At 62.6% G+C, this 17,020-nt stretch carries 19 protein-coding genes and 1 pseudogene; 10 read left to right on the forward strand and 10 right to left on the reverse strand.

The annotated features are described in order from the left end of the window. Nucleotides 1-151: 151 nt before the first annotated feature. From AC5V87_RS05995 to napE, 10 genes are all read right to left on the reverse strand, one after another. A complete protein-coding gene (locus AC5V87_RS05995; RefSeq protein WP_235543602.1) occupies nucleotides 152-316 on the reverse strand; it encodes a DUF3309 family protein in 165 nt (54 codons plus the stop codon). A 109-nt stretch (nucleotides 317-425) separates the two neighbouring features. Then, nucleotides 426-845 (reverse strand): peptide-methionine (R)-S-oxide reductase MsrB, encoded by a 420-nt coding sequence (gene msrB / locus AC5V87_RS06000; protein ID WP_495370270.1) that lies wholly within the window; start codon nucleotides 843-845, stop codon nucleotides 426-428. Nucleotides 846-875: 30 nt separating this feature from the next. Next, the gene (msrA, locus tag AC5V87_RS06005) at nucleotides 876-1,580 is read right to left on the reverse strand and encodes a peptide-methionine (S)-S-oxide reductase MsrA (protein WP_456840913.1); all 705 of its coding nucleotides are present in this window, start codon (nucleotides 1,578-1,580) and stop codon (nucleotides 876-878) included. Between the two features lie 155 nt (nucleotides 1,581-1,735). Then, nucleotides 1,736-3,103: an alpha/beta hydrolase family protein gene (locus tag AC5V87_RS06010; protein ID WP_495370271.1), complete on the reverse strand. Its 1,368-nt coding sequence runs from the start codon at nucleotides 3,101-3,103 to the stop codon at nucleotides 1,736-1,738. A gap of 82 nt (nucleotides 3,104-3,185) precedes the next feature. Next, complete coding sequence (locus AC5V87_RS06015; protein WP_495370272.1) at nucleotides 3,186-4,301, reverse strand: ATP-dependent DNA helicase; 1,116 nt, start codon at nucleotides 4,299-4,301, stop codon at nucleotides 3,186-3,188. Between the two features lie 270 nt (nucleotides 4,302-4,571). Then, the gene (locus AC5V87_RS06020) at nucleotides 4,572-5,237 is read right to left on the reverse strand and encodes a NapC/NirT family cytochrome c (protein ID WP_456840910.1); all 666 of its coding nucleotides are present in this window, start codon (nucleotides 5,235-5,237) and stop codon (nucleotides 4,572-4,574) included. Next, nucleotides 5,234-5,704: a nitrate reductase cytochrome c-type subunit gene (locus tag AC5V87_RS06025; RefSeq protein WP_456840909.1), complete on the reverse strand. Its 471-nt coding sequence runs from the start codon at nucleotides 5,702-5,704 to the stop codon at nucleotides 5,234-5,236. Before AC5V87_RS06025 ends, AC5V87_RS06020 begins: the two co-directional genes overlap by 4 nt. Continuing rightward, nucleotides 5,701-8,214 carry a nitrate reductase catalytic subunit NapA gene (gene napA, locus AC5V87_RS06030; protein ID WP_495370273.1) on the reverse strand — a complete coding sequence of 838 codons (2,514 nt, stop codon included), beginning with the start codon at nucleotides 8,212-8,214 and terminating at the stop codon, nucleotides 5,701-5,703. The genes AC5V87_RS06025 and napA overlap by 4 nt, the downstream gene beginning before the upstream one ends. Nucleotides 8,215-8,230: 16 nt before the next feature. Further along, nucleotides 8,231-8,560: a chaperone NapD gene (locus AC5V87_RS06035; RefSeq protein ID WP_456840907.1), complete on the reverse strand. Its 330-nt coding sequence runs from the start codon at nucleotides 8,558-8,560 to the stop codon at nucleotides 8,231-8,233. Nucleotides 8,561-8,585: 25 nt separating this feature from the next. After that, nucleotides 8,586-8,771, reverse strand: a complete 186-nt coding sequence (gene napE, locus AC5V87_RS06040) for a periplasmic nitrate reductase, NapE protein (RefSeq protein ID WP_456840906.1) — start codon at nucleotides 8,769-8,771, stop codon at nucleotides 8,586-8,588. A gap of 274 nt (nucleotides 8,772-9,045) precedes the next feature. Here napE and AC5V87_RS06045 point away from each other — a divergent pair. The 10 genes and pseudogenes from AC5V87_RS06045 (at nucleotide 9,046) to AC5V87_RS06090 (ending at nucleotide 16,948) form a co-directional block, all read left to right on the forward strand. Further along, nucleotides 9,046-10,251: pseudogene (locus AC5V87_RS06045) on the forward strand (LLM class flavin-dependent oxidoreductase). A 213-nt stretch (nucleotides 10,252-10,464) separates the two neighbouring features. Next, nucleotides 10,465-10,956: a septal ring lytic transglycosylase RlpA family protein gene (locus AC5V87_RS06050; protein ID WP_495370274.1), complete on the forward strand. Its 492-nt coding sequence runs from the start codon at nucleotides 10,465-10,467 to the stop codon at nucleotides 10,954-10,956. 637 nt (nucleotides 10,957-11,593) lie between these two features. Continuing rightward, nucleotides 11,594-12,376 carry a helix-turn-helix transcriptional regulator gene (locus tag AC5V87_RS06055; RefSeq protein ID WP_456840905.1) on the forward strand — a complete coding sequence of 261 codons (783 nt, stop codon included), beginning with the start codon at nucleotides 11,594-11,596 and terminating at the stop codon, nucleotides 12,374-12,376. Between the two features lie 167 nt (nucleotides 12,377-12,543). Beyond that, a complete protein-coding gene (locus AC5V87_RS06060; protein ID WP_456840904.1) occupies nucleotides 12,544-12,699 on the forward strand; it encodes a hypothetical protein in 156 nt (51 codons plus the stop codon). Nucleotides 12,700-12,846: 147 nt separating this feature from the next. Continuing rightward, on the forward strand, nucleotides 12,847-13,029 hold the full coding sequence (locus AC5V87_RS06065; protein ID WP_495370275.1) for a hypothetical protein: 183 nt from the start codon (nucleotides 12,847-12,849) through the stop codon (nucleotides 13,027-13,029). Between the two features lie 769 nt (nucleotides 13,030-13,798). Next, nucleotides 13,799-13,966 (forward strand): DUF6894 family protein, encoded by a 168-nt coding sequence (locus tag AC5V87_RS06070; RefSeq protein ID WP_495370276.1) that lies wholly within the window; start codon nucleotides 13,799-13,801, stop codon nucleotides 13,964-13,966. 409 nt (nucleotides 13,967-14,375) lie between these two features. Further along, the gene (locus tag AC5V87_RS06075) at nucleotides 14,376-14,642 is read left to right on the forward strand and encodes a hypothetical protein (protein WP_495370277.1); all 267 of its coding nucleotides are present in this window, start codon (nucleotides 14,376-14,378) and stop codon (nucleotides 14,640-14,642) included. Between the two features lie 300 nt (nucleotides 14,643-14,942). Next, nucleotides 14,943-15,707, forward strand: a complete 765-nt coding sequence (locus AC5V87_RS06080) for a Crp/Fnr family transcriptional regulator (protein ID WP_456840901.1) — start codon at nucleotides 14,943-14,945, stop codon at nucleotides 15,705-15,707. Nucleotides 15,708-15,746: 39 nt separating this feature from the next. After that, nucleotides 15,747-16,088, forward strand: a complete 342-nt coding sequence (locus AC5V87_RS06085; protein WP_495370278.1) for a hypothetical protein — start codon at nucleotides 15,747-15,749, stop codon at nucleotides 16,086-16,088. After that, a complete protein-coding gene (locus tag AC5V87_RS06090) occupies nucleotides 16,085-16,948 on the forward strand; it encodes a L,D-transpeptidase (RefSeq protein WP_495371833.1) in 864 nt (287 codons plus the stop codon). The genes AC5V87_RS06085 and AC5V87_RS06090 overlap by 4 nt, the downstream gene beginning before the upstream one ends. Nucleotides 16,949-17,020: the final 72 nt, after the last annotated feature.

The raw sequence follows: 17,020 nt of genomic DNA on the forward strand, positions 1-17,020 counted from the left end.
GCAATCGAGCGAGCCCGCCGCACATGTCATTTTCGCTCTTTAATATAGGCCGATTTGACGGAATTGCGACCCCTGCGGCGGGAAATGATGAATCCATGCATGGCAGCCCCGCAGGCGCGAGAAATCCAGTAATTGCAATGACTTGAATGGTTTACAGTTTGCCAAGAAGCAACAGCACGATCAGCACCACCAGAACGACGCCGCCGATTCCCATGCCGGAATGGCCCATGCCGTAGCCGTAGCCGCCGATCCGGCCGGACCAGCCGCCCAAGAGATAGATGATCACCAGGATGATCAGGATGGTCCCAAGCGTCATGGCATCCTCCCTGGCGGCCGGCGGACTGTGCGCATCGGCCCCACCGCCAGGAGAGAAAAGCACATGAGTGTCATCGGGTTTCACTGGGGAACCCAATGATGCGCAATAATTATTTCGGCTCGAGCTTCAGCGCCGCCGAGTTGATGCAATAGCGCAGGCCGGTCGGACCGGGACCGTCGGGAAAGACATGGCCGAGATGGCCGCTGCACTTGGAGCACAGCACCTCGGTGCGGATCATGCCGTGGCTCAAGTCCCGCTCCTCGTCGATATGGCTCTCGACGGCGGGCTGGGTGAAGCTCGGCCAGCCGCAGCCGGAATCGAACTTGGCATCGGACTCGAACAGTACATTGCCGCAGCCGGCGCAGACATAGGTGCCGGCGCGGTGGTCATGCTCGTACTCGCCCGTGAAGGGACGCTCGGTCGCCTTCTCGCGCAGCACCGCGTACTGCATCGGCGTCAGCTCGCGCCGCCACTGCTCCTCGCTCTTGATGACTTTGTCGTCGGTGGTTTTCGCCTTGGTGTCGGGCATGGGTCTCCCGTTTCTCTTGCGATCTTTCGATCAGTTGGTCGCCTTGCTGGCACTGACCAGCGTCGGCTTCTCGATGTAGTTATCCGCGAACAGCTTTTTCAGGTTCTCGACCTTCGGAAGGTCGTTGTAGGCGATGTAGGGCTGGTTCGGGTGCAGCGTCAGATAATCCTGGTGATAGGCCTCGGCCGGATAGAACGCCTCCAGCGCGCCGACCTTGGTCACGATCGGCCTATTGAACACCTTGGCGCTGTCGAGCTGGGCGATATAGGCCTCCGCCACCTTCTTCTGCTCGTCGGAGGTGGTGAAGATGGCCGAGCGATATTGCGTGCCGGTGTCGGGGCCCTGGCGATTGAGCTGGGTCGGATCGTGCACCACCGAGAAGTAGATCTGGAGAATCTTGCCGTAGGAAATCTTCTTCGGGTCGAACTTGATCTCGACCGACTCGGCGTGGCCGGTCCGGCCGCTCGAGACGCTCTGGTAGTCGGCGGTCGCCTTGGTGCCGCCGGCATAGCCGGAGACAGCGTTGACGACGCCGGCGGTGTGCTGGAAGACGCCCTGCACGCCCCAGAAGCAGCCGCCGGCGACCACGGCGGTCTGGATGCCGGTTGCCGGCGCCGCGTCCATGGCGGGAGCGGGGATCACGACCGCGTCCTCGGCGGCCCGTGACGGCATGGCGAAGGCCAGTGTCGCGGCGGCGGTGGCGGCGAGCAGGGACAACAGGACAGGTCGGCTCATGGCGGATCCTCTTTCGGAAGGCCTGACAGTCTAAGGCGGTTAGCGGCGGGCGAACAGCCTGCCCGGCGATTTCGGACATCGGAGATACGGAACGAGCGGGCGATTGTTACAGAAGGAGAGACACGACTGCGTGAGGCCGCTGGAGCGGCGCGCCCTCACAGCAGCGAATTGAACCAGTCGAACGCCGTGGATTGTCCGTTCAGCGTGGTGCTATCGCCATAGAGGCTCGCCAGGAAGGTGACGCGATGGCTGGCGCCGCCGACCGGAACGCCATTCGCGAAACGCCCGCCAGCGGCGACCGCCGGCCTCACCAGGCGCGGGTGCAGCGCCTCGTCCGCCAAACCATAATAGAAGCGGATCGGGGAATCGTAGCCCCAGAAGGTCGCGCCATTGTTGCCGAGCCGGCGCAGCAGCCGGCTGTTGGTCTCCGTGGTGAAGCGCTCGAACAGCCCATCCACCGGGAAATCGGCTGCCGGAGGAACGCTGCTCGCGGTCTCGCCCGCCAAGCTATAGTCTGCCCAGTATTTTTCCGCGAACGCCTGGTATTGCGGCTTGATCGCGGTCTTGAACAGATCGCTCAAGCCGCAATACCGGCGATAGCTTCCGAGCAGCACGATCAGGCAGGGCGTGATCCAGGCCGGAGGCATCGGATAAGACGTCTCGGTGGCTGGAATATAAGAGGCCGGGTTCACCCAGTAATGGAAGCTTTCGGCCAGATTGTTGAAGGGGCTCTGCACGGCGGTCGCCGTCACCTTCATGCTGCGGCGCTGCATCTCCTGCTTCAGCCATTGCGTGTTCAGCGCGCCTTGCGACCAGCCGTTCAGAAACAGCGCCGATGGGCGGAGGCCGGCCGTTCGCAGCTCGCGCAACCCGGCAGCGAGCACGTCGAGGCAGCATTGCACCGTGGCAGCCTTGACCGCATAGGCCTCGCCGCGACCGTCGCGATAGGGGCCCTTGCCGATGTAGTCGGCGGCGATGACGGCATAGCCGTTGCCGGCGAAGCGCTGGATGTTGAACAGCGTCTCCAGCGAGTCGACATTGTCGCGGAGCTGATAGTTCTCATCGCCGAGGTGCAGCAGGTTCGACGGAACCTGGTCGAACGACAGGATCGTGCCATGCTGCCAGGACACGACCGGCAACGCACCTCTGATGCCGACGGGGAGTGCGACGAGCGCGCTCACCTTCACCCGCTCCCCGGTTTCCGGTACGCGCGTGAAGGTGACGATACGGCGCAGCTCGACGTCGTGGTGCGCGGCATGCTTTTCGGAGAAGTCCTTGGGCAGGATGTCGTGTTCGTTGAACACGCCATAGAATTTTGCCGCGAGCGCATTCAGGCGTTCCTTCGAGACCCGCACCGGCTTCTCGGAGTGCTCGATGCGAAGCGGCGCGGACTGCGCGATCGCCGGCGCGGCGAGCGAGGCAGCGAATGTACCAGCCGCGACGCCGGAAGCTTTCAGAACGTCGCGACGGCTCGCGCGGGCCTGATCAAACGTGTTGAGGTAGTCGGGTCTTCCGGTGTTCATGCGCGTGCCCCATGCGGATCGCATGGTGATACACATCAAAGCCTAGCGCATGGTGAATGCATTGCGCGGCGCGTCACCTTAGTCACACCACCACGCTCAACCGCTTCGCCGCCCGCGTGATTCCGGTATAGAGCCACCGTGCCCTGGAGTCCTGAAACGCAAAACTCTCGTCGAACAGCACGACGTCGTCCCATTGCGAGCCCTGCGACTTGTGCACCGTCAGCACGTAGCCGTAGTCGAACTCGTCATAGGGCTTGCGCTGCTCCCAGGCGATCTGCTCGATGCCGCCCTCGAAGCAATCGGCGCGCACCGACACCTTCGTCACCTTGTGCCCGAAATCCTCGTCGGGCGAGAGCCGCATCGACAGGATGCGCGATTTCGAGCGCGAGGTATTGCGCGACTTGACGCGCCACAGGCCGCCGTTGAACAGGCCCTTCTTGCGGTTGTTGCGCAGGCACACCAGCTTGTCGCCGGCGACGGGAAACTGATCCTCGATGTTCTGCCGCTGGCGCACCCGCATGTTGTACGCGCGCCGCGTGTTGTTGCGGCCGACAAGCACCTGGTCGGCGCCCATGACGCGATCAGGGTCGAGCTCCTTGCGCGACACCACCTCGCTCTCGCCGTAACGGCCGATGTCGAGCTCGCGGCCCTCGCGCACGTCCATCGACATCCGCACGATCGGATCGTCCTGGGCCTGGCGATGCACCTCGGTCAGCATCGCGTCCGGCTCGCAATTGGTGAAGAAGCCGCCGCCCTGGATCGGCGGCAACTGCGCGGGATCGCCCAGCACCAAGAGCGGACATTCGAACGACATCAGGTCGCGGCCGAGTTCGGCATCGACCATGGAGCATTCGTCGATCACGATCAACTTGGCCTTGGACGCCGGCGCGTCGTCCCACAACTCAAAGCTCGGCTGCTCCTCGCCGGATTCGCGGGCGCGGTAGATCAGCGAGTGGATGGTGGAGGCCTGGTCGCAGCCCTTGTTGCGCATCACGAGCGCCGCCTTGCCGGTGAAGGCGGCGAACTTCACCTCGCCGTCGACGCCTTCTGCGATGTGGCGCGCCAGCGTGGTCTTGCCGGTGCCGGCAAAGCCGAACAGGCGGAACACCGGCGGCGTGCCGCCTCGTCCGGGTTTTGCTTTCAGCCAGTCGCCAACGGCCTTGAGCGCGGCGTCCTGATGCGGGGTGAAGGTGGCCATATCTGTCTTGAAAGGGCGAAACGAGGCGATTCGCCGTCCTCCCAAAACTAACCATTCGCCCTGGCGGTTCAAGCGCAGGGCAACCGCATCTCAAGACACGTCCCGTGGCCCATCCTCCGAGACGCCCGCCTTCGGCAGGCCCTCAGGATGAGGACGGCGTGCGCGGCAGCGGTTTCAGAGGGCAAAGATCCCGCTCAGCCTGATCCTGAGGAGGCCGCGAAGCAGCCGTCTCGAAGGTGCTTGCTCGGACCTCACCAAGCGCGGACTGCCTTACTGCCAGCCCGGAACGCCGCGCATGTCGGGCAGGTGGTGGGCGATGCCCTTGTGGCAGTCGATACAGGTCTTCTCGCCGGTGAACAGGAAGCGCTGGTGCGCCACCGAGGCCCGCGGCGACTGCTTGGTGATGTCCATGGAATCGGCGCTGTGACAGTTGCGGCACTCAAGAGAGTCGTTGGCCTTGAAGCGCGCCCATTCATGCGCGGCGAGCTCGAGGCGGTGGTCGAGAAACTTCTCTCGCGTGTCGATCGTGCCGAAGATCTTGCCCCAGACCTCCTTGGAGGCCTGCATCTTGCGCGCGATCTTGTCGGTCCAGTTGTGCGGCACGTGACAATCCGGGCAGGTCGCGCGCACGCCGGAGCGGTTGGTGAAATGGATGGTCGACTTTAGCTCGGCGTAGACGTTGTCCTTCATCTCGTGGCAGCCGGTGCAGAATTTCTCGGTATTGGTGAGCTCCAGCGCGGTGTTGAAGCCGCCCCAGAAGATCACGCCGGCTATGAAGCCAGCCAGCACCAGTGTGCCCAATGCAAACACCGTGCTCGGCCGCGTCAGCACGCCCCAGAGCTCGAGCGCGAAGTCCGAACTTCGCGCGATGAAGCCGCGCTTGGCCTTCAGCTCCTGCTCCAGCTTTTCATTGGGCCCGTCAGCAGTCGTCGTCATCGCCGGCCACCGGGGCTTGCGCGCGACAGCAGCGTGTCGATGTCGGTGAAATCGTTGCTGACCGGCGGCGTCGCGGTGTTCTGCGGCACGTGGCATTCGGTGCAGAAGAACCGGCGCGGCGATATCGAGGCCAGGAACTGGCCGTCGCGGTCCATGAAATGCGTGATCGAGACCATCGGCGCCTGCGATTCCGCCGTGCGCGCCCGCGCGTGGCAGGACAGGCATTTGTTGCCGTTGAGGTCGATCTGGTAGCCGTCGATCGTGTGCGGGATGACCGGCGGCTGCTCCGGATAATTGCGCGACTCCCGCTCGGAGGTGTTGCGGTTCGGCAGCATCGGCGGCGCCGGGCCCTCGTCGTTGAGCGGGGTCGCGCCGCGCAGGCCCGACGTCACCGTCTGCGCGGTCAGCGAGCTCGCGCCGGCCGCGATCGCGACCGCGAGCACGGCTATGCCAAATCGTTTCATCATGACAGGTTCACCCGCTCGATACGCACGGCGCATTTCTTGAAGTCGGTTTGCAGCGAGATCGGATCGGTGGCGTCCAGCGTCACCTTGTTGATCAGCTTGGACTCGTCGAACCAGGGCACGAACACGAGACCGCGCGGCGGCCGGTCGCGGCCGCGCGTCTCGACGCGGGCGCGGATGAAGCCGCGGCGCGAGACCACCTTCACCTCGTCGCCCCGGCGCAGCTTCATGTCCTGCGCATCGTCGGGATGCATGAAGCAGACCGCCTCGGGGAATGCCTTGTAGAGCTCGGGCACGCGGCGCGTCATGGTGCCGGAATGCCAGTGCTCCAGCACGCGGCCGGTCGAGAGCCAATAGGGATATTCGTTGTCGGGCGATTCCGCCGGCGGCTCGTAAGGCAGCGCGAAGATGCGCGCCTTGCCGTCCGGATAGCCGTAGAACTGCACGTCGGTGCCCTGCTTGACGTAGGGGTCGCTGCCCTCGCGGAAGCGCCAGCGCGTTTCCTGGCCATTCACCACCGGCCAGCGCAGGCCGCGCTCTTTGTGATAGCTCTCGAACGGCGCGAGGTCGTGGCCGTGGCCGCGGCCGAACTGGGCGTATTCCTCGAACAGGCCCTTCTGAACATAGAAGCCGAACGCCTTGGATTCCTCGTTGGCGTAGCCCTCCTCGATCTCCGCAACAGGAAACTTGTCGACCTGGCCATTCTTGTAGAGCACGTCGAACAGCGTCTTGCCGCGCAGCTCCGGCTTCTTGGCGATCAGCTCCTCCGGCCACACCTCCTCGGTCTTGAAGCGCTTGGAAAACTCCATGAGCTGCCAGAGGTCGGATTTGGCCTCGCCCGGCGCATTGACGAGCTGGTGCCAGAACTGCGTGCGCCGCTCGGCATTGCCATAGGCGCCTTCCTTCTCCACCCACATCGCGGTCGGCAGGATCAGGTCGGCGGCAAGCGCCGTCACGGTCGGATAGGCGTCCGAGACCACGATGAAATTGTCGGGGTTGCGGAAGCCCGGATAGGTTTCCTCGTTGGCGTTGGGGCCGGCCTGCAGGTTGTTGTTGACCTGCACCCAATAGGCATTGATCAGCCCGTCCTTCAGCATCCGGCTTTGCAGCACGGCGTGGGCGCCGTTCTTGTCGGGAATGGTGCCTTCGGGCAGCTGCCAGATGTGCTCGGCGTGATCGCGATGGGCCTTGTTGGTCACGACCATGTCGGCGGGCAGGCGGTGCGAGAAGGTGCCGACCTCGCGCGCGGTGCCGCAGGCCGAGGGCTGGCCGGTTAGCGAGAACGGGCTGTTGCCGGGCGAGGAGATCTTTCCGGTCAGGAGATGGATGTTGTAGACGAGGTTGTTGCACCAGACGCCGCGGGTGTGCTGGTTGAAGCCCATGGTCCAGAACGAGACCACCTTCGTCTTGGGATCTGCGTAGAGCTCGGCCAGCGCCTCCAAGCGGTTGAGCGGCACGCCGGACATTTTTGCCGCCTTCTCCAGCGTGTAGTCGGAGACGAACTTGACGAACTCGTCGTAGCTCATCTCGGTGGAGTCGTTGGCCTTGGCCGCGCCCGTGGCCTTCTTCTGCAGCGGATGCTCGGGCCGCAGGCCATAACCGATGTCGGTCTGCCCGCGCCTGAAGATGGTATGGGCGTTGACGAAATCCTTGTTGACCTGTCCGGTCGTGATGATGTGGTTGGCGATGGCGTTGAGGATGTAGAGATCGGTCTGCGGCACGAACACCATGCCGATGTCGGCGAGGTCGAACGAGCGGTGCTCGAAGGTGGAGAGCACGGCGACGCGGACATGCGGCGCGGAGAGCCGGCGGTCGGCGAGGCGCGTCCACAGGATGGGATGCATCTCCGCCATGTTGGAGCCCCACAGCACGAAGGCGTCGGTGGCCTCGATGTCGTCGTAGCAGCCGGCCGGCTCGTCGATGCCGAAGGTGCGCATCATGCCGGCCACCGCCGAGGCCATGCAGTGCCGCGCGTTGGGATCGATGTTGTTGGTGCGGAAGCCGGCCTTGAACAGCTTCGAGGCCGCATAGCCCTCCCAGATCGTCCACTGGCCGGAGCCGAACATGGCGACGCCGTTCGGCCCGCGTTTCTTGATCGCCTCCTTCCACTTCGCCTCCATGATGTCGAAGGCTTCGGTCCAGGACACGGGTGTGAAGTCGCCGTTCTTGTCGTATTTGCCGTTCGTCTTGCGAAGCATCGGCTGCGTCAGACGGTCGTGGCCGTACATGATCTTGGAGAGGAAGTAGCCCTTGACGCAGTTGAGGCCGCGATTGACCTCGGCCTTGATGTCGCCATGGGTGGCGACGACGCGGTTGTCCTTGGTCGCGACCATCACGGAGCAGCCGGTGCCGCAGAATCGGCAGGCGGCCTTGTCCCATTTCAACTCGCTGTTGTCGCGCTCGGTGACGAGATTGGCGGCAAGCGAGGGCGCGGGCATGCCGGCAGCGGCGGCCGCGATCGCGGCGGCCTCGAGCTTCAGCATCTGGCGGCGGTCGAGCTTCGGCGATGTCATGATGGCTCTCCGGCCCTTAAGTCGTTTCGATGGCGTGGAAGACCAGCGCCGCGGAATAGACGTGGCGCAGCGACTGGATGGTGTTGAGCAGGGTGCCGAGGCTGCCGGTGTCCGGCGCCTCGGTCACGACGACGAGTTTTCCGCGTGGATCCCGTCCATGAATTTCGCAGCCGGGGAGCGCGGCGATCTCGGCTTCCAGCTCGGAAAGACGCTCGGGCCGCGCCTGCACGACGATGCTGGCGATCTCACAGCCAGGCGGGGAGATGACGCCCTCGGTGCTGAGCACCCGGCCGGTGATCAATGCGCGGCGGTTGAGTGTGGCCTTGTTGAGTAAGCCCTGGGCCATGATGGCTGTCTTTCGCTTGTCGGAATCAATGCGGGGAGGGTGGCGGGCCGGGAGGACCGGCGAACATCTGGTAGATCCAGACGCCGAGGCCGTAGGAGCCGACCGTTCCGACCGCGAGGACCGGCATCACGACCGCGGTCAGGAACAGGAAGGCGAAAATCTCCATGCGCCTACGGCGCACGCGCGAGGTCGTGTCGTCAGGGCCCGACATATTCGGTCTCTCTGAAATTCTATGGGAATTGGGACGGCATCCGGGCCGTTGCCTTGCCGCACCTTAGATGCAGCAGGATCGCTAACGCGTTGATCTGGATCAATTCATCGGTTTGCGCGGATGTCGCAGCACCCCGCCGAAAGGCTGCTGATTGCGACCTACAGCCGAAGGATCGGGTCTCCCGCGCGGCGGAATTGCCGCTCCATGGACAGCGCCGCCTCGCCCATTAAGATGCCCGCAACAACAAGCGGGCAAGAAAACTGGGAGAGGCGTCATGAAGTTCGGCATCTTCTACGAGCTGCAGCTGCCGAGGCCCTGGGCCGCGGGGGACGAGCTCGCCCTCTACCAGAACGCGCTCTCGCAGATGGAGCTCGCCGACAAGCTCGGCTACGACCACGCCTGGGTCGTCGAGCATCACTTCCTCGAAGAATACTCCCACTCGCCCTCGCCGGAATCCTTCCTCGCAGCTGCAAGCCAGCGCACGAAAAACATCCGCCTCGGCCACGGCATCCTCCAGCTCACCACCAACCATCCCGCGCGCGTTGCCGAGCGCGTCGCGGTGCTCGATCTGCTCTCCAACGGCCGCTGCGAATTCGGCATGGGCGAGAGCGCCTCGATCACCGAGCTGACGCCGTTCGGCCGTGACATGGAGACCAAGAAGGAGGTGTTCGAGGAGGCCGTCGCCGCGATCTTCCCGATGTTCAAAGACGCAGGGTCCGAGCATCACGGCAAGTATTTCGACATCCCCTTGCGCAACGTTGTGCCGAAGCCCGTGCAGAAGCCGCATCCGCCATTGTGGATGGCCTGCTCGCAATTGCCGACCATCGAGCGCGCCGGCCGTCACGGCTTTGGCGCGCTCGGCTTCCAGTTCGTCAGCGCCGATGCCGCACACGCCTGGGTGCACGCCTACTACAACGCCGTGACAAAGCGGCTGCACAAGCTTGCCGATTAAGAGATCAATCCGAACATGGCGCTGGTCTCGTTCTTCATGTGCGCCAAGACCGACGAAGAAGCGCGCGCCCGCGCCGACGGCGCCACCTTCTTTCAGTTCGCGCTACGCTTCTACGGCGCCTCGCAGAACCGACAGCGTCCCGCGCCCTACACCGTCAACATGTGGGACGAGTACAACAGGTGGAAGCGCGACAACCCGCAAGCGCAGGAGGCGGCGCTGCGCGGCGGCCTGATCGGCTCGCCCGAGACGATCCGAAAGAAACTGAAACGCTTTCAGACCTCGCACATCGATCAGGTCATCCTGCTCAACCAGGCCGGCAAGAACAGCCACGAGCACATTTGCGAATCGCTCGAGCTGTTCGGCCGCGAGGTGATGCCGGAATTCCGGAACGATCCGGCGCAGGCTGCGTGGAAGCAGGGCGTGATGAGCGGCGAGATCAAGCTCGAAGAGATCGACACCGAGGCTTTCACGGATCGCTACGGCAAGCTCGCGATCAATGTCGCACCAGCCAAGACGGCGGCGGAATAGGCCGTTCGACAGGTCATGTTGCTGACGCAATCTCTGTCTTAACCGGCGGCAACTTAAAACACTTCGTGGGAACCACTCTGGTTCGCGCGACGGTTCCATAGCCAAGGGGTTGGCGCGATTCCGTAAAACACCGGTGCAAGCTTCATGAACGCGCCTGCGTTCGCTTGCCCCGTTTGCGACGTCGGGAACCGACGATCGAAAATCACAGGAGATATGATGCTGTTCCGCTCGAGCGCCGCAATCTGCGGCGCCCTGATCGCGCTTGCCGTTTCCGTTGCCGTTGCCCGGGGTGAAACGCGGGGAGTTCACTCAAACGTCGTCGATGCCGCCTCCGGAAGCACGGTGGTCGGCGCTGCATCCATGTACAATCCGTTCAAGCCCGGCAAGGAGGAGGGCGGTCCGAGGACAGCTTCCGGCGAGCGCTATGATCCCTCTGGCTGGACGGCTGCCATCAAGACGAGCTTGCGCAGGAAATTTGGTGGGGTGCTATTTGGCGAGAGGCCGAAATATGCCCTCGTCGAGGCCGTCGGCAAGAAGGTCATCGTCAAGATCAATGACGTGGGACCGCTCAGGCCCGGCCGGATCATCGACTTCAACGAGCGCACGATGCGCCATTTCGATCCGAGCCTGGAGCGGGGCGTCATCAAGGACGTGAAAGTGAGCCCGCTTTCAGGAGACGATTGGACATTGGGGCCGGTGGGCTGATGCAGCAACGAGGGAGGAGCGCTCCCTCTCTGCTTGCGAGAGAGGGTGTCTGCGCAAGCGAGAACCCCGGTGTGGGCAAGCCAGTCCGCTTTAGCTTCTGCCGTACTGGGCTTGATCGTAGGACTGCAGGATCCGGACAAAATCAGCCATGCTGGATCGATCCCGGTTTTCGGCGATAGCCGCAACCTCGGGATTCGATGTGGATTGGCTCTCTTGCCAAAACCGCATCAGGAGATCTGCGATGTTTCTCATGGCGTACTCTCCGGCCAAGCGTGGCAGCGGACACCAGTTGAGCGGCGACGCGCCGCTAAAGCATGATCCGGAAAAGTGCGAAGCGGTTTTCCGGATAGATCATGCGTAAAATCCAAAAGGTCGAGAAAGGCCGGCGGGCACGACGCCGCCGACCTTGCCCCGCAACTGCCGGCTCGCAAGACCGGTTCCGTTGCTTTTCACTCCGGATTGATTGGTAGCATCAGGCACTCGGATCGCGCCATTGCGCACCGGTATGAAGGGCACATACTTAGGTAGGCGCGGGCTGGTGAACCGGCTCAGTTGATCGCAGCCGCTGCCTACGCCGGCTTCCGGTAGAATTTCCTTGCTGCTATCCTCCGGCAAAAGGCATCTGACGGAGGAAGCGATGCGTTCCCAGGGGGCAGGCTCCGGCTTGGCGGCCGGCGACGTCACGCCCGCAGTGCTCGCCATCGGCCGGTCCGACTTTCCGAAGGTCCTGATCGACACGCTGCGCCGGCAGGCCGGGGTCGGTCACTGCATGGTGTTCGCGCTGAGCCGCGCCGGCGCGGCGAGTTGCCTGCTCGATGCCGGCAACATCCCGATCGGCGGCGATCTCGGCGCCGCGTATGCCGGGCAGTTTCACGAATCCGATCCGAACCGCGATGCGCTGTTCGAGGGCGATGGCGGTGCGCCGATCATGCTGCCGTCGTTCGCGCCGCGCATGTACGGTGCGCGCTATCGGAAAATCTTCTTTCAGGATTCCGGCATCGTCGACAAATGCGCCACCGCGATCTGGAACGGCGACACCTGCTTCTATGTCAATTTCTATCGCATCACGTCCCAGGGGCGCTTCGGCGATGTCGAGCGCGCGCGGCTGCAGACAATCGCGCCGGCGATCGGCGCCAGCGTCGCGCGTCACTTCCAGCAGGCCGCAGCGCCCGACCAGAACCTCGCCGCCCTGTTCGCAACGCGCGCTCCATTGTCCGCGCTGACGCCGCGCGAGCAGGAGGTCTGCCGCCGCATCCTGCTCGGCTTCAGCTCCGAGGCGATCTCGAAAGGACTCGGCATCAGCCTGCATTCGACCCTGACCTACCGCAAGCGCGCCTATCAGCGGCTCGGCATTTCCTCGCAGAACGAACTGTTTGCGATCGTGCTGCGCCTGCTCGCGGGGCCTGATGGTTTGAACTGAGGAGACTCATCGTCCGGGATGTCTGCTTCCGAGGAGCAAAGCGGACATGACTTCTCAACTGGTGCGCTGGCGAGGTTAAAAAAGCAACCGTGCGAGCCTCGCAAGGTTCTTCCTAGGAACCGCCTTTATACTTCTTCGATTAAGTATCGTCGTTTGCGGAGCCGACGATGTGTGAGAAGTGCAGCGAGCTTGACGAGAAGATTGAGCACTACAAGGCGCTGCTGTCCCGCATCACCGACAAGATCACGCTAGACGGCATAGCCGAGCTGATTGCCGAGCTGTTGGCGAAGAAAGCTGAACTCCACCCGGAAGCCAAAGAGTAAGGCCGCCTCAGTTGGCGTCCGGTACTGCCCGTATTGACCCGCGGCGTCCTGACTCAGGTTTGATTTTGTGCTATTTGGGCCTGTGGAAGGGGAACGCATGGACTGAGCGTCCATTAATGACGTGAGCAGCCAAACAGGGGGTCGCTCATGGGTATCGAGCGTATGCATCCGCCGAAGTACTGGCGGGATCGCGCGGAGGAGTTCCGCACCAAGGCCAATAACTGCGAGCACAAACAGGTCGCGCAATCACTCCGGAATGTGGCCAAGAATTACGAAGATCTAGCCAACAGAGCTGAGCTGATCCGCACCGTCCAAGACGCCGCAGAATAAAGCCGCTTCGTTGGCCCTGCGCTCAGAGGAGCAGCGGCCCCGCCAATACTCTTACATATGGCGAGGTCGCCTGCTCGACGGGCTCCGGGGCTAGATGATTCGAGCCCGAAGGCGGTTAGACTGTACGCCTATCCGCCTCGGATGAGGATTGCGCCAAAGGAGCACTCAATTCGAGGTGTCCTAAGTCGCCAGAGCAGGTGGCCTCATTCAGTACCCCACGGGCGGCGCTGGCCGGTTCCGACCACAGTGGCCTGTTTTGTTCTTTAGAGTGGCCTGATTAGGCGTATGCTATCCGGATGGACCTTCGGCTTGTCCGGGCACACATCTAGCTCAGGCTGAGCGCCACGTTGCGCTGAGGGACAAGCATATTGCCGCCAGATCGAAATTATTGATGGGCTGGAACGCGCGGGCCGATCGATCGACCTCGCCTTAGACATTCCAACCGCGTACCGGTTGCTCCGGGCTTCGCATGTTGAGCACAGGGATACGACCCGCAGAGCGCTGGGAATGAGAGACAGCTTTCTCGGCCTATCCCAAGCAGCGCAACCCTCCACGCCGGACCGTCGGCCATGCCCGTACCTGCCAAACAGATTGCCAAGCCGCGGAACAAAGCTAACGCAGGTTAATTAATCCGGTACTGAAGCCGGAGGCTGCCATGGAGCGAAAGCTGGATCAGCTTAAGCAGCAGGCGTTAGTCGTGGTTGTTTTGAGCACCGCAACCTTAGTGGTCTGTCTCTCCTTCGTCGTGATCGCACCTATGCGGTGACCTATGACGAGGCACTATTTCGACTTGAGCGATGGCTATTCGCTCGTCGTTGACGAGGAAGGGATCGAGTTGAAAAATTCGAAAGCAGCGCAGGACGAAGCCCTGCGCGCTCTCTCTGTTTCGTCTCTCAGGCAGAGCAAGAGGCGTCGAGTTCCTACCTTGGCGAGATGACAATCCAAGTGCGAGACGAGAAGGGGCGCGTGGTTAGCGAAGTTTCCCCCGGCTATCCCGACGAGACACTAGAAAGACGCCTCCGTTGGCGGCTTCTTTCATTTCAGGCCACGTTGACGTCCGCTGCTGCCGCATCGCGACAGGCTACGCTCGACGCCTAGACGTCGGCCCTAAGGGGTAAACCCGGACGCCATTTTGGCCGGGCCGACCCGGCGCGATTGACCCCCAACAGACATTCCGCTCAGCATTTGTTTGATTCAGGAATATGCGCCGCGAGCTAGCGCTGTCCGTATTCATCCGACGCCGGCGACTAAGTCTGGGCCGCTCGCCATTCGGATGAGTTCGTGCAGGAACCTTGCCCCTGCCTGGGATGTTGGAGAGCAATTGCAATAACTTAGGAGGAACTCGCATGAGAACTCTGCTATTGGCCGGTGTACTGGCGGTCGCTGGTTTCGCGATCGCCACCCCGATCTCCATTGCACCCGCGTCAGCTCAAGTTGCCGTTGATACTCCGCTCGGCGGCGTGAGAGTGGGCCCGGAGCGGCGCTACTATCGAGAGTACGATCGACCCGCTTATCGCGCTTACGGATATGATCGCGGATATCGCGGTGAATGCCGCACCGTCACGATCGAGCGCGACGACGGTTCGGTCCGCAGAATCCGCCGTTGCGACTAGCAGTACCGGACTAGAAGATTGATGCCGGGCTCTTCGCAAAAGAGCGCCCGAAAGAATTGGGAGCTATACTAAGGCCGCTTCAGTTGGCGGCCTCTTTCATTTTACGAATGTTGCCTCGCCAGGAGCGCAACCCTGGCGTCAGCTCATTGAGGTGGACGGAAATATTCGGTCGAGTTGCCAATCGGCGATCATGACCGGAAGCGACAGTTTGGACTACGGACAACAGGCCAGTTAGGAACGTGCGCGCTTAGCGCGGATTTCAGTCTTGGTAGTTTCGCGCGGTTTCAGGGACCATCCGCGATGGCGCTCCAGACCCGCCATGGGAATAGGCTTTTGGCGGCGTTGCCCCCAGCCGATTTCAACTTGCTTGCGCCCCACCTTCAGAAAATGTCTTTCGGCTTCGATGATGTGCTGGTGCGAACAGGAGACGAGTTCAAGCAGGTCTATTTTCCCCTCAGCGGCGCCATATCGTTCTTAGTCGAAATGTCGGACGGTCATATTGTCGCGTCCACTCTCATGGGCTCAGAAGGAGCGGTCGGCGCTCTCTCCGTTCTAAGTCCCTTGCGGTCGAGGTCGCCAGTCACGGCAACGTCCTATGTGGCCGGAACCGCGCTCCATGTACATGTTCCGCAATTGCAGCGTGCCTTTGAGCAAAGCGCTGCGATCAGGCGTGTTCTTCGTTTCCATTTTCGCACGCAATTGTTGCAGCTTCAGAACGTAGCAGCCTGCAACGCGGTCCATTCGGTGGAATGCCGTATGGCCCGATGGCTGCTCGACATTCACGACCGAGTTGCGGATAGCCGAATTCAGTTAACGCAGGAGGCGCTAGCACAACTCCTCGGGGTGCGCCGAACGACTGTGACGCTGACGATGCGCAAAGTTCGAGCCGCCGGCGGCATCATTTCAGAACAGCGAGGAATGCTGGAGATCGACCGAGCGCGGCTCGAGACGATTGCATGCGAGTGCTATGGCGTAATGCGAGACAGGGTCAACCGCCTGTATGACGAGGAGCTGCCTGTGGGCTCGCCGAACACTGCACATGCGCAGCACTCGCCTTCCTCATGAAATCTAGTAGTTGGACTGCGCCGGTGGAGCGGAGGTTTCTTGCCGGTATTGCCCTGTTCAGTCCCTGCCGAACGGGTGGTGAACGAGAATCCGAACCGTCACGCTTGGATGACGCTCACCGTCGAGGAGTATACCCTCGAGCTGCGGGAGATTATCAAGAAGCTCCCCCGCAAGCTGTATCAATCCAGCGGTGCTCGGCGTAACGTCCGCAAGAGCCCGTCGCCGGCCAAATATCAAGTGGTGCCCACAACTTTGATGTCGCCGAACAAGAGTCCGGCGTTAACCATAGCGAACGGCTCCCGTCCGAGCGAAATCGCTTCGAAGTTTCTTAAATTTTGCTGGGTACGTCTCTTGGGCATGGTGACCTGGGCAGAGACATGAGTAAGCGGGCGAAGCGTGGAAAGGCAGCGGCCCTCGCGATACCCATGGCCGCGAGAGTCGCAATTGGCGCCGTAGCCGTCGCCGCATTGGGCTACGGTTTGCTGTCTCGCCCGGCGAGCGTGCAACCGGCACGCAAGCCGTCCGCACAGGAAGCCAAGGCATCTTCAACGCCGGTCTACGTCGCACCGCCAGTTCATGCATCCGCGCCGGCTCCGGCTCCGATTCCGACCCCGGCGCCGCTGGTCGAACCACCAAAAGCCGACGCTGAGGTTCCCGGAGCATTGGTCCGGCAGGTGGTTGACTATGCCAGCCGCCAGCCCCCAGGCACCGTGATCATCGATACCAAGAACACGTTCCTTTATTTCGTTCTGAGCGACACGCAAGCGATGCGCTACGGCATCGGTGTTGGTCGCGAGGGCTTCGCATGGTCAGGCGAGCAGACTGTGGCTCGTAAGGCAGAATGGCCGGATTGGCGTCCGCCCGCGGAGATGATTGGGCGTCAGCCTTATCTGCCGCGGTTCATGGCAGGCGGTCCCGGCAATCCGCTCGGCGCGCGGGCGATGTATCTCGGCGAGACCGAATTTAGAATTCACGGCACCAACAAGCCCGACACGATCGGCAAGCGGGTGTCGTCCGGCTGCATCCGGCTGACCAATGAGGACGTCGTGGACCTCTATGAGCGGGTGAAAGTCGGAGCGAAGGTGATCGTGCTCCCGGCAACCGTTGCCCGCCGGCCATTCCAGGGCGCGCCGTCCGACGCCGCGTTCCGGTTGCCGGACCCGGCATCGCCATCGAAGCGGCCCTTGGCGGCCAACGCGCAGATGCTGTCATCCGGACCGAGGATCGCCGAGGCCCAGTAGCTCCGCCTGTCCCTGTCGCTAGGGACAGACGCCGGCGCCGCGGCGCGCTAGTCTGACCTGGAGGAAACGAGA

This window comes from Bradyrhizobium sp. SOJA106, assembly GCF_059448745.1.

Bases quoted from the DNA above. Each gene is read 5' to 3' on its own strand.
- AC5V87_RS06035 (WP_456840907.1), bottom strand. From the start codon at position 8,560: ATGGCCCAGGGCTTACTCAACAAGGCCACACTCAACCGCCGCGCATTG.
- AC5V87_RS06065 (WP_495370275.1), top strand. From the start codon at position 12,847: ATGGGTATCGAGCGTATGCATCCGCCGAAGTACTGGCGGGATCGCGCG.
- AC5V87_RS06025 (WP_456840909.1), bottom strand. From the start codon at position 5,704: ATGATGAAACGATTTGGCATAGCCGTGCTCGCGGTCGCGATCGCGGCC.
- AC5V87_RS06020 (WP_456840910.1), bottom strand. From the start codon at position 5,237: ATGACGACGACTGCTGACGGGCCCAATGAAAAGCTGGAGCAGGAGCTG.
- AC5V87_RS06090 (WP_495371833.1), top strand. From the start codon at position 16,085: ATGAGTAAGCGGGCGAAGCGTGGAAAGGCAGCGGCCCTCGCGATACCC.
- napA (WP_495370273.1), bottom strand. From the start codon at position 8,214: ATGACATCGCCGAAGCTCGACCGCCGCCAGATGCTGAAGCTCGAGGCC.
- AC5V87_RS06050 (WP_495370274.1), top strand. From the start codon at position 10,465: ATGATGCTGTTCCGCTCGAGCGCCGCAATCTGCGGCGCCCTGATCGCG.
- AC5V87_RS06075 (WP_495370277.1), top strand. From the start codon at position 14,376: ATGAGAACTCTGCTATTGGCCGGTGTACTGGCGGTCGCTGGTTTCGCG.
- msrA (WP_456840913.1), bottom strand. From the start codon at position 1,580: ATGAGCCGACCTGTCCTGTTGTCCCTGCTCGCCGCCACCGCCGCCGCG.
- AC5V87_RS06010 (WP_495370271.1), bottom strand. From the start codon at position 3,103: ATGAACACCGGAAGACCCGACTACCTCAACACGTTTGATCAGGCCCGC.
- AC5V87_RS06015 (WP_495370272.1), bottom strand. From the start codon at position 4,301: ATGGCCACCTTCACCCCGCATCAGGACGCCGCGCTCAAGGCCGTTGGC.
- AC5V87_RS05995 (WP_235543602.1), bottom strand. From the start codon at position 316: ATGACGCTTGGGACCATCCTGATCATCCTGGTGATCATCTATCTCTTG.
- napE (WP_456840906.1), bottom strand. From the start codon at position 8,771: ATGTCGGGCCCTGACGACACGACCTCGCGCGTGCGCCGTAGGCGCATG.
- AC5V87_RS06060 (WP_456840904.1), top strand. From the start codon at position 12,544: ATGTGTGAGAAGTGCAGCGAGCTTGACGAGAAGATTGAGCACTACAAG.
- msrB (WP_495370270.1), bottom strand. From the start codon at position 845: ATGCCCGACACCAAGGCGAAAACCACCGACGACAAAGTCATCAAGAGC.
- AC5V87_RS06080 (WP_456840901.1), top strand. From the start codon at position 14,943: ATGGCGCTCCAGACCCGCCATGGGAATAGGCTTTTGGCGGCGTTGCCC.
- AC5V87_RS06055 (WP_456840905.1), top strand. From the start codon at position 11,594: ATGCGTTCCCAGGGGGCAGGCTCCGGCTTGGCGGCCGGCGACGTCACG.
- AC5V87_RS06070 (WP_495370276.1), top strand. From the start codon at position 13,799: ATGACGAGGCACTATTTCGACTTGAGCGATGGCTATTCGCTCGTCGTT.